At 48.7% G+C, this 10,346-nt stretch carries 11 protein-coding genes; 3 read left to right on the top strand and 8 right to left on the bottom strand.

Annotated features, from left to right (window positions below):
• Positions 1–183: 183 nt before the first annotated feature.
• The 6 genes from AAC022_RS26080 to AAC022_RS26055 form a co-directional block, all read right to left on the bottom strand.
• Complete coding sequence (locus AAC022_RS26080) at positions 184–492, bottom strand: hypothetical protein (protein WP_339736059.1); 309 nt, start codon at positions 490–492, stop codon at positions 184–186.
• 203 nt (positions 493–695) lie between these two features.
• On the bottom strand, positions 696–1,472 hold the full coding sequence (locus tag AAC022_RS26075) for a hypothetical protein (protein WP_339736057.1): 777 nt from the start codon (positions 1,470–1,472) through the stop codon (positions 696–698).
• A 62-nt stretch (positions 1,473–1,534) separates the two neighbouring features.
• Positions 1,535–2,269, bottom strand: a complete 735-nt coding sequence (locus tag AAC022_RS26070; protein ID WP_339736055.1) for a peptidoglycan recognition family protein — start codon at positions 2,267–2,269, stop codon at positions 1,535–1,537.
• Between the two features lie 407 nt (positions 2,270–2,676).
• Positions 2,677–3,555 (bottom strand): DNA-binding domain-containing protein, encoded by an 879-nt coding sequence (locus AAC022_RS26065; RefSeq protein ID WP_339736053.1) that lies wholly within the window; start codon positions 3,553–3,555, stop codon positions 2,677–2,679.
• The gene (locus AAC022_RS26060) at positions 3,552–4,481 is read right to left on the bottom strand and encodes a DUF692 domain-containing protein (RefSeq protein WP_339736051.1); all 930 of its coding nucleotides are present in this window, start codon (positions 4,479–4,481) and stop codon (positions 3,552–3,554) included. The genes AAC022_RS26065 and AAC022_RS26060 overlap by 4 nt, the downstream gene beginning before the upstream one ends.
• 139 nt (positions 4,482–4,620) lie before the next feature.
• Positions 4,621–5,136, bottom strand: a complete 516-nt coding sequence (locus AAC022_RS26055) for a hypothetical protein (RefSeq protein ID WP_339736049.1) — start codon at positions 5,134–5,136, stop codon at positions 4,621–4,623.
• A 332-nt stretch (positions 5,137–5,468) separates the two neighbouring features.
• On the opposite strand from AAC022_RS26055, the gene AAC022_RS26050 reads away from it, so the two are divergent.
• Together AAC022_RS26050 and AAC022_RS26045 are read left to right on the top strand one after the other, a co-directional pair.
• Positions 5,469–6,314, top strand: a complete 846-nt coding sequence (locus tag AAC022_RS26050) for a DUF547 domain-containing protein (protein WP_339736047.1) — start codon at positions 5,469–5,471, stop codon at positions 6,312–6,314.
• A 219-nt stretch (positions 6,315–6,533) separates the two neighbouring features.
• Positions 6,534–7,346: a DUF255 domain-containing protein gene (locus AAC022_RS26045; protein WP_339736045.1), complete on the top strand. Its 813-nt coding sequence runs from the start codon at positions 6,534–6,536 to the stop codon at positions 7,344–7,346.
• A gap of 125 nt (positions 7,347–7,471) precedes the next feature.
• Here the strand turns inward: AAC022_RS26045 and AAC022_RS26040 are convergent, their stop codons facing one another.
• Positions 7,472–8,368 (bottom strand): YHS domain-containing protein, encoded by an 897-nt coding sequence (locus tag AAC022_RS26040; RefSeq protein WP_339736043.1) that lies wholly within the window; start codon positions 8,366–8,368, stop codon positions 7,472–7,474.
• A 355-nt stretch (positions 8,369–8,723) separates the two neighbouring features.
• Here AAC022_RS26040 and AAC022_RS26035 point away from each other — a divergent pair, with 355 nt between their 5' ends.
• Positions 8,724–9,599: a hypothetical protein gene (locus tag AAC022_RS26035; protein ID WP_339736041.1), complete on the top strand. Its 876-nt coding sequence runs from the start codon at positions 8,724–8,726 to the stop codon at positions 9,597–9,599.
• A 49-nt stretch (positions 9,600–9,648) separates the two neighbouring features.
• Here the strand turns inward: AAC022_RS26035 and AAC022_RS26030 are convergent, their stop codons facing one another.
• Positions 9,649–10,254: a methylated-DNA--[protein]-cysteine S-methyltransferase gene (locus AAC022_RS26030; protein ID WP_339736039.1), complete on the bottom strand. Its 606-nt coding sequence runs from the start codon at positions 10,252–10,254 to the stop codon at positions 9,649–9,651.
• Positions 10,255–10,346: the final 92 nt, after the last annotated feature.

Below are 10,346 nucleotides of genomic sequence, written 5' to 3'. Positions count from 1 at the left end.
CGGTTGACAGCGTCAGGTCTTGACGCTGCGCGTCATGCCTGACGCACAATAAAAAAAGCCTGCGAGTCGACTCGCAGGCTTAATTGTTGCTCAGGAGCAACTAGCGCTCAATTGGAGACACACCATCAGAAGAAAGCGTGTGCAAATTCGTTGCTGTCTGCTCACACTTTCGTGTGAGCGATCTTAAAATACGTCAAGTTTGAAGTGATTCCCTTTGTGGTAGGGACGCTCACTGGGATAGAAATTGTGCCAATCCTGGTTGTATACCGGGATTCTCATATTTTCCGGATACCGGTAATAGAGATTGTCGTAGCTTCCCTGTGGTTTCTGGAAGTTCTGGGGATAGTACACATAGGGGTAGTAGTAAAATCGTTTCCAGTCAGTAGGTTGTCCTCGACCAGCCGCCATTGCATCGGAAGGCGAAAAGGTAGACGTGGCCAACCCAACCACAAACAGGAACAATCCTGCGAGCATGAGACGCCGCACCATCATAGTTCTCTCCTTGCCAATCGGTAGAATAAAGCGATCAGCCCAGCATGGGCTGTCTGTTAGCGTATCCATTCTGAAATATTCAGGATACCAATTTACTCATCGGCCTGAGCAGGGGCGTCACAACAGGAAACTTCAACATAAACGGATTAATCGTCGCAACTGGCACTGTACATGTACATTGCTTTGTACGCGAAAGTGACTTCTCAGACGAGGCGGGCCGTCGAAACCCCTTCCATAATCCAGCGATTCAGAGCCGCCATCAGTTCGGATTCGTGGCTCAGCTCAGCTTTCAATGAATTGACCGACTGCATTTGAACGCCGGTGCTTTGCCACATCCTTGCGACCAATGATGCAGAGACTGGATCGTCTGGCGCATTTGCCAGTGAATGATCCAGCAGAATCCGTTTGTTTTTCAATTTGACGCTGCTAACGTTCTGGAAGTCGGTTTTACCGAAGCGTCCCTTAAACAAAGCGGCTCCAGCAAAATAATGGGGCATCTGTAGTAACAGTTTCGTAGCGACTGAGCAGCCTGTACCTGTGCCTGCCAGATAGATTCTTTGCTCATGGATATGTAATACTTTCGTCAGCTCCTGCACCGTTTGCTGAAGCTGGTTAGCAAACTGTTTCACAAACAGGTGACTGTCGGGCCAGTAATAGCCTTTTTCCGGTGCTTTCGGGTTGATGGCAGGAGCACGGAACGAAAGTCCCAGATAGTTCCGCGTACTGATCTGTGGCATAATTTCATGTAAAGCGTGCTCAGAATCTCCATCGGGATGCAACCAGATGACGAGGGGATAAGCGTATCCAGGTTCATAATGTTCCGGCCGAAACAGGGCGACGTGCTTCAGCGGTAATTTAATCAAAGACTCAGACGGAGCAGGGGGCTCTGTCATTCGATCTTCGAGCAGAGAGGGGCTTAAGCCTGGTCTGTCGGCATTAAATCCATTTTCAATCCATTTAAGACGCTGCGTATAATCCATTCTCGTTTTACTTTCAGTGGTTGAATCTGAGGTAAGTCTTAAATGTGGGGAGTAACAGTCGTTTATTCCTGAGCCAGTTCGATGTTTGCGGGCCGTGCTGTCGTTTGTGGGGATGTCGCCCCATATACAGGCCGGTCTATAGCAGCAGCCACTTCGCTCATTGGGAAATATTTTCCGGGGCAGGCAGTTGCTTTGACATCGCGATGCCCTTGTACGTTTTCACCGGTAATTTTGTATTCTGCTTTGAGCACACCGACCAGATTTTTGACGGCGGCCAGTTGTGCTTCCGAAGGGGGGGCCTCTTCAAAATTTCCCACCAGGCAAATGCCAATCCCTTTCTGGTTGTATTTATTATTTCCTGCGTGTGCCCCATGCATCTGTTCGCGCCAGCGAAATGTAGACTCGATCGCCCCATCAGGCATCCCGTTTCCATTTCCAATCACAAAGTGATAACCAATGCCAAGCCACGAATTGCCAGATTTGTCTTTTTTCTTGCTATGTAAATCATGAATACTCTCCACGCTCCCTTTTGAGGATGCGGTATGATGAATCACGATATATTCCCACTCACGTACTTCCGCTTCGGGTTTCCAGGGATTTTGCGGCTCAATGGCGATGGTTGGTGGAGTTGTAAACAAGGGGGCCCCCGGAGGCACCGGCCTCGCAGCCAAAGGCGGATATTGAGGCATCGGTGAAGGCGAATTAATCGTAACGGGAGGCAAAGATGTCTGCTGGGTACATCCCGAAATTTTAATTGCCGGCAACATCACGACACAACACATTATAATGCCCTTCATATTGCTGCCCTCCCTGACAACCAATCTGCAGATCAACTCATTTGAAAAAGTCACAAAACCCGGAACTCATTCCGTGAACCAAATTTTCTAAGTCGGGACTGTAATTCCGAGTCGATTTTGTGTCAATGCGGGGAGAGTCGGCGGTTTAAGCGGTGCTGGTGTCAATACGGAAAAGCCCCCAAAATTTTGATTGGAAACGCCCTCGAAAGTAGAAATAAGAGTAAATTTCAGCACGTATTTTCTGCCCTTAGCCCCCGGTTGACCCATATTACGCAACAGGCACGATTTTGAGCGAAAAAGGCAGAACTTTAAAATCGGCCTGATCTAAGCGCCGTCTTTAGCCGACGAGCGAACGCGCGCAAGAGGGGAAAAGTTGAGTTACCATGCAACTCAAACCAAACACTCCCTTAGCAGACATCAATAAAGAACGCGGAGGCGGTCCAATGTTTGAACCACTCGTGGAGCTGGTTCCCTAAGTCCTCGAATTCCATCAGTCCTGATTCCGCAAGTTGCGTGATTGCCTCGCCGACCTGCAATCCCTCTTGCAACCGGGAAAGCAGGAAATACTCCGCAGGAGTCACGGCTTCGCGACGCACGACAAAATTGCGACGTGTAATCGCCAGAGACGTTGTCTGTTGCTCGGGAATAGTCGGCGCGTCTCCCTTTCTGGCATTGGTTATAAATTCATGGACGGGATATTGAAACTGCATCAGTCGAAAACAGGGCGCCATCTTGAGCCTCAGATCAGGCCAGTCTTCCGGGGCGATGGCATTCAAAGCCTCTGCTGTCAGCAGGGTTACCTGTTCGATGCCGGGACCATCAAAGACTTCGCTGTAAACACGCTCCAGAGTAGCCAGTTCAATCAGAAAATCGGTCCAGTTGACTTCGTCCTCACCTACCTCTGCAGGGGGTCTATGCTCTCTTAAAAACTGTGGGAACCGGGCTCCCAGATCTGCGAGTGTATAACTGGCGGAAGGGTATTTCTGCAGGTACTCCATACAGAATACACCGAATGCCTGCTTGCCCATCGCAGTTACGAGGGCCGGATACTCCTCGCTCAAACATTCAAGGAGACGGGCATAATAGGCGTTGGCATAGATTCCGACTCGTTCCAGACTCGTTAGTTGGCTGGAAGCGGTGATCACTGTTTCCAGCGCGTCCGGCTCCAGTGGAATCCTGCTTTGCGCAGCTTCCGAAGCGATGCCGTCTTCAACGCCGCCCGGCCAACTGATGATGGTTTGCATCCAATGTTGTATCTGTTCCAGATCACGTGGTTGATGACTCATTCGACTTCAGCCGTAATAAACGAGGCCGGATGAGGAATCGCTGTCGCAGAAGTATCAGCAACCACGGCTTCTGAAATAACCGGTTCACCTAGAGGCAAATGCGCATCCATATATATTCGTGCTTTCAGGACTTCCTGGTGTACGACAGGAAACGGCGGAATATCCGCATCCCACTCCAGCAAAGTTGAGACGCCGCCGGTGCGCTGGTGCATTAAATGAAACAGGTTCCAGACAGGATCTATTACCCGTCCGTTATGTGTATCGATTAAGTGCGTCCCACAATTGGTGTGTCCTGCCAGATGACATTGCACGACCCGTTCGGCAGGGATCGCTTCAATGTATTCTACCGGATCAAATTCATGATTTACGCTGGAAACATAAACGTTATTCACATCCAATAGTAAACCACAGTCTGCTTCTTCCGCCATGCGGCAGACAAATTCGGACTCGCTCATCGTAGAATCCTGGAATTCGAGATAACTGCTTGGGTTTTCCAGAACAAGAGGTCGCTCGAGAATTTCCTGCACGGTCCGAATGCGTTTCACAATATGGGACAGTGTATTTTCATTGTAGGGAATGGGCAGCAAATCATGCGAATTGCGTCCCGCGACACCGGTCCAGCAGACATGGTCGGAGACCCAGCGCGCGTTGACTGACTCAGCAAGCATTTTCAGTTTCTGAAGATACTCGCGATTGAGCGGGTCGGTACTGCCTATCGACAGGGAGACGCCATGCATGACGATCGGATAGCATTCGGCGATCTGCTCCAGTACATGCCGTGGCCTGCCAGCGGAGTCCATGAAGTTCTCTGAAATGATTTCAAACCAGTCCACTTCAGGCTGCTGTTCCAGAATATGGGAGAAGTGGACGGTTCGCAGGCCCACTCCCAAACCCAGATTGTCATGCCCGAGACGTGGTTTCAACATAAGTCACAACTCCCTTCCTGCGATGCGCTCTGCTTATGGGGAGATCACAGGAGTATTGCATTCTGGCTGACATGAAAAAGCAGGCTCCCCATCAAGTGAATTGATCGAGGAGCCTGTTTTTGAAGTCTTAAATCAAACGTTAGTTCTTTTTCGCAGCGGGAGCGGGACCGACTTTTTTACCCGCTTTTTCCATGCCTTTTTCAAATTCAGCACGGGCCAGTTTCCAGGCATCTTCCATCAAAGGAATATGACAAGCTCCCTTTCCTTTGCAGGAGTTCATGCCGGGGTTCGTACTGCAGCCACCCTGGCCTTTGCATTCATTTGCTCCAGCACAAGCGTGGTCAGCAACCGTAGCACAGGCTCCCAGGCCGGCACAATCATTTTCCACACCCGCGTATGTTCCTTTGCAGGTATTGAGACCACGACAGACATGAGGCTCTTTCATCAGCAGGCTGACATCTTTATCGGTCGTCTCCTCTTCTGCATGGTCATGCTCGTCCTTGGTCGAACTGCCTGCTTCTGCGTCTTCAGCAGGTGCCTTAGAGGCTGGCGGAGCTGGTTTATTACAACCGGTCATCGAACCAGCCACCATTCCGCCGAACGCAGCAAATGTCAGGCGGTTAAAATCGCGTCGATTGATCTCAGGGCGTTTCATGGATTACCTCAGAGTTTCTATTAGGGGGATTGATGAGAATTCATTTAAGGCATCAAGACTAAACAGAGATTTCCTCTCGTTCTGTGAGTTATCTCACATTTCCCGCAGAATTTAAACTGCGGATTATTGATTTCAGCCAAAATTCCCACTTCTTTTGCAGCAGAGGGTAGATGTTAACTCGCTTGCTTTTCCGTGGTTTCCCCCCGCAGGATCCTGAAGCCCGGCAGCACCTGAAGGAGTTGTGCGTTAACTCACAGATTCATTTTTCGAGAGGCACGATAATTAATTCAGACGCAAACCGCTTTCTTTATTCATGGAGGATCACCGGAATCATGTCAGGATTGAAATCGCTCTCAAGATCAGCAATGCGGGCACTTGGAATCATGCTGCTCAGTCTACCTCAAAGTCATCGTGGGGAGGCTGCAGAAGCGATCGGGCAACACTGGCCTGCCAATCAACAGATCTCTATGACACAAATCGATCATAGCACCTTTGATCGACTATTAAAAAAGCATGTGGATGCAGAAGGCATGGTCAATTATGCCGCATGGAAAGCATCTCAAACGGATAGAAGTGCCCTGCAGAATTACCTGAAGCATCTCAGCCGGGCAAATCCGCGTGCAACAGCTTCGAAACAGGCTCAGCTCGCGTTCTGGATTAACGCATACAACGCGCTCACGCTGGAGGGGATCATGCAGGTTTATCCCACATCCAGCATTCGCAATCATACGGCGAAAGTGTTCGGATATAACATTTGGAACGATCTGCCTCTGGTGGTAGGCGGAAAAAATCACTCTTTAAACCAAATAGAACACGATATTTTACGTAAGATGAATGAGCCCCGTATTCATTTTGCGATTGTCTGTGCTTCCATCGGCTGTCCAAAGCTGCGGAACGAAGCCTATACAATGGAAAAAACCGATGCACAATTGACTGCCAATGCCATTGATTTCTTCCAGCATCAGAAACATTTTCAGATCAAGCCAACCCAAAACACCATATACCTCAGCTCCATTCTGGACTGGTTCGCTACCGATTTCGGATCAACGCAATCAGAACAGCTTCGCTATATTGCTAAATTTTCCCCAAAATCTTCACGGCCCCTTTTGACTGGTCAGAATGTAACCGTGAAGTACCTCGACTACAACTGGGGGTTGAACCTCAAACCATCACGCTGAAACGGTAGAGTGATACACCTCCTACCTATTCTCGTCAAAGCAGGGGACATAGGAAGTATCTGCCGATGTAATTCTTCTACTGTTTTTCCTAATCGTTCCAAGCCTCAAATCAATTACAAAAATATGAACCAGAATATTCCTGCAAACTGAACATAGCATCAAAACGGACCGATATGTAAAGCGTGCAAGACTTTTGGGTCAATTTCATAAGGGATTATTATGCGTGCCAAACACTATCTTGTTTTCTCACTCAGTTTGATTTTCATTCAATCACTCTCCTCATACGTTCAGGGAGAGGAAATCCATTGGCAAACCAATTTGAAACAGGCTGCCCAGCAGGCACGGGCTGAAAATAAAGCCATGCTGATTCAAATTGGCGCTACCTGGTGTGGGTTTTGTCATAAAATGGAAAAAGAGACTTACAAAGATCCGAAAGTAATCAAACACGTTAATTCCTGCTTCATTCCGATTCGCGTCGACGCCGATCAGAATGCCGAGCTGGTGGAAGCCATCGGCGTCGCCGGGTTGCCCACAACCGCCATTATCACTCCGCAACTGAAGATCGTAAAAAAGATTTCGGGCTATGTCGCCGCTCCAGAGCTGGAAGGGCATCTTAATAAAATCTGCCTGGCGAACCACGAACAGGAAGCACCGCTTCGTTCGAAACAACCGATCAAAAAGATGAGCCAGAAAAAGGTCACTGCGGAATTTGCATTTAAAGGCATTTGTCTGGTCAGTATGTTGGATGACCAACTGTTGGTCGAAGGGCTGCCTAAAATTTCGTCTGACTATAATGGCCGTAAAATCTGCTTTACCTCAGTGGAACACAAGCAGAAATTCGATTCTAATCCGGATCGCTATTGGCCTGCCTTTGAAGGGCACTGCCGTGTTTCACAACTCGATCAAAATCAGTCTGTGGAAGGCGATCCACATGCAGGTGGTGTCTATCGGGAAAAGCTGGTGTTCTTCTCATCTGCCTCAGAGCGGGATCGATTTTCTTCCAATCCTTCCCACTATCTGCTGCAGAAGTAACACACAAACACCTGACAGCATTCCTCAACTTAGGTTGGAAGGGAGAGGAACTAAATTGCTGCCAGGTGTAAATCAATCAATCAGCCTGGCACGTTCAAAGTGTCAGGCTGATTTTTTTGCAGGCTCTATTGAAGCTTTTCAATCGACTGCGGTTCAAGCCAGATAAACTTGCCTTGTTGTGCGATTTGTTTGCCTTTCACACTGATTTTCAAACTCTCAAAACGTTTTTTGTAAAGAGCAGGGTGTGAATCATGGGCACCTTCAATTACATAAATCTTGCCATCTTCACTTTTCACAGCCAACCCTAACGTGTTCGGATCTTTTTTGGGGTGCACGCCATATTCACAGGCGGCACAACCGGTAGTTCCCTTGATGGAAACCAGTTGAGAGGCAGCAGCAGTGGTGCTGCTTGTACTCTGATTTTCCGACTTTTGGCCAACGTACTTCGCAGGGTTATCCTGAAATTTCTGCATCACAGCTGCACTGGGGAACTGATACCGCATGCCTTTGTAGATCGCAGTGAATTCCGGTTTTCCGGGAACATTTTTTCCGCCATCAATTTTGCACACGATGCATTTTCCGTCACAGGCCAGATCGACGTCGGCGTATTTCTGGGGCGATTGATCGAAGATGGATTTGATCTGGGAATTTGGAAACAGGAACGCTCGTCCCTGATAAAAACTGACATGATCAATCTTGCCAGGGTTCCGCACGCCGTCATGATGGGCAAAACAGACAGAGCAATCACCGTTCAACGCAGGAACATACTTTGCCGGGTTAGCAACAAACATGTTTTTGACATTCTCTGAAGGGAACAGGTAAGTCTGGCCGTCATAGACAACGGAATGCTTTGCATCTCCTTTGACGACTTTATTACTTTTGACCAGGCAGACGGCACAATGCCCATCGAGTGCGACAGTGGCTTGTTTCGACTTCTGGTTTTCTTTGGCATCAAGTCCCTGGCTGAATACAACAAGGGATGCCAGCAAGGCGGTGCTCAATACGAATCGGATCAATTTCATCGACTTCTCCTCAAAAAATAACTTGGGTTTGATGGTTTGGGATCGGGCCATTCTCCACATGATTCAAAAGACCGAACTGATATCGGGTTGATCGACGCTAGTTCGTTTCTCATCATTCATGCACCAAGTATTGCTGCGTTGCTGATCTCAATCTGTGGTGTATTTCACAGTCCCACTCTTTTTTTCATTTCTTCTCTCAAACCAAAGGCCCGGCTTGTGATGCCAAGTTCGCGCAAACCGGTATTGCATCAAATGGCCAAGTATTGATAATCTCAGCCTCTCTCCAAAACGAAAACACTTCCAGACATTTCCCAAGTCCTCTCTAACTATCCAGTTATAAAAAACCAGGTGCCTTATGTGGTGCACAAGTTGCCAGTCCGATGTGGCTGCAGAAGTTTCTACCGATTCAAAACGAGTTCATTGCGCGATCTGTGGTAATGACCTGGGAACGACGTCTGCTGCGCGAATTAGTGATAAGACCAAAGAAGCCCGCGAATTGCTGGCCCGCTGGTCAAACCGCGAAGTTCTGGACCCGTATGGACCGCTCACCAAACCAGAAACCCGGCCCCATGTTGCCACCTCTCTGTTTGATCAGCCGGTTGATCAGCCGGAAAAACGCAATCCAGAGCCGGTTCCACAACCCTCTCTAAAACAAGAGGTAGAACCGCAGTTTGAGAAACCCCTGCCACCTCCCGAATCCGTACCCGTTGATATTTACGGGCAATCCTCTGACCCAATAGAGGAAACAATGAATCACGATTCACTCGAAGACGAAGATTCGGTTACTTTTCAACAGCCATCCTTTCCTCAACTTCGTTCAGATTACCGCGACATTCAGGATCTAATTGAAGAAGATGATCAGAGCCCGAACTGGCTGGGGCTCGTTGGTCAATTAATGGCCTATGGTGGTGTTGCTGTCCTGACCATTGGAACGACCCTCGTTCTGTGGGGATATTATGGTGGACCTGCAAACTATGTTTCCACAGGCTGGCTGATCAGCACTGCCGGACAAATGCTGCTGTTTCTTGGTGTAATTACGCTCGTCTCCGCTGGCATGGAACACACTTCGACTTCAGTGAGCCGTCGTATTGATCGGCTGGGCCAACGCATTTTTCTGTTTGAACAAACCATACTTGAGCAACAGAAATCACAGAAAAACAACCGTTCGGTTCCACAGCAACCACAAGCAAACACAACCGTTTCTGAATCAACGTCGCGCAAGTCTGCTTGAGAAGCGAAATCGATCCTCATGCGTGACATCACGGAATGCGCTCTGTGCGTTACTGTTGTGCCTCTGATTCCATTGTTAACAGATGCTGCTTGAGTGATGTCCCCTGAGGTGCAGAGAAGCCACCCAGCTTGCCCCCAGAGGCGATCACTCGATGACAGGGAATCAAGACCGGAATCCGATTAGACGACATCACAGTTCCTACAGCACGGGCAGCACGTGGCGCGCCTGCTTTGGCTGCCAGCTCACCATACGTAATCTGTTTTCCATAACCGATCTGTTTCAGCGCGCCGATAACGCGGGTCTGGAATGCGGTCAACCGGGGGAGACTCAGTTCCACATCCTGGAAGTCCACATTCGCCCCTTGAAAATAATTCTGCAGCCGCGCGCATAATTCCGGATACCAGTTCACCTCTTCAATTTCATCGACAATACCGGCATGGTCGTCTGAATAGAGTTGCCGGATTGTTAGCTGAACCTCGTCTTCCGACGGATGTCCCATACAGAGCCGTTCCACCCGGTTGTCCGTCCCCAATAACCCACACCAGCCGATTTCCGAGGAAAAAATGGACAATTTAGCCGGAGGGCTGGCACCAGAAGTGGTTTTATGTTCTGTTGCTGCAACACTTTTGGGAACAGAGACAGTTCTTTGACCCATCTGAAACTCTCCGATAGAATGGCTTTGACTCGAAACGAATAATAAACGGCAATCCATTTTAGGATTTGTATAGACCAGGTTACAAGATAATA

The organism is uncultured Gimesia sp., from assembly GCF_963976445.1.
Lineage (GTDB): Bacteria > Planctomycetota > Planctomycetia > Planctomycetales > Planctomycetaceae > Gimesia.
The sequence above is the reverse complement of the archived record's forward strand: the minus strand, read 5'-3'. Positions and strand labels throughout refer to the sequence as shown.

Coding starts and splice junctions, on each gene's coding strand:
- AAC022_RS26080 (WP_339736059.1), bottom strand. CDS start 492: ATGATGGTGCGGCGTCTCATGCTCGCAGGATTGTTCCTGTTTGTGGTT.
- AAC022_RS26075 (WP_339736057.1), bottom strand. CDS start 1,472: ATGGATTATACGCAGCGTCTTAAATGGATTGAAAATGGATTTAATGCC.
- AAC022_RS26070 (WP_339736055.1), bottom strand. CDS start 2,269: ATGAAGGGCATTATAATGTGTTGTGTCGTGATGTTGCCGGCAATTAAA.
- AAC022_RS26065 (WP_339736053.1), bottom strand. CDS start 3,555: ATGAGTCATCAACCACGTGATCTGGAACAGATACAACATTGGATGCAA.
- AAC022_RS26060 (WP_339736051.1), bottom strand. CDS start 4,481: ATGTTGAAACCACGTCTCGGGCATGACAATCTGGGTTTGGGAGTGGGC.
- AAC022_RS26055 (WP_339736049.1), bottom strand. CDS start 5,136: ATGAAACGCCCTGAGATCAATCGACGCGATTTTAACCGCCTGACATTT.
- AAC022_RS26050 (WP_339736047.1), top strand. CDS start 5,469: ATGTCAGGATTGAAATCGCTCTCAAGATCAGCAATGCGGGCACTTGGA.
- AAC022_RS26045 (WP_339736045.1), top strand. CDS start 6,534: ATGCGTGCCAAACACTATCTTGTTTTCTCACTCAGTTTGATTTTCATT.
- AAC022_RS26040 (WP_339736043.1), bottom strand. CDS start 8,368: ATGAAATTGATCCGATTCGTATTGAGCACCGCCTTGCTGGCATCCCTT.
- AAC022_RS26035 (WP_339736041.1), top strand. CDS start 8,724: ATGTGGTGCACAAGTTGCCAGTCCGATGTGGCTGCAGAAGTTTCTACC.
- AAC022_RS26030 (WP_339736039.1), bottom strand. CDS start 10,254: ATGGGTCAAAGAACTGTCTCTGTTCCCAAAAGTGTTGCAGCAACAGAA.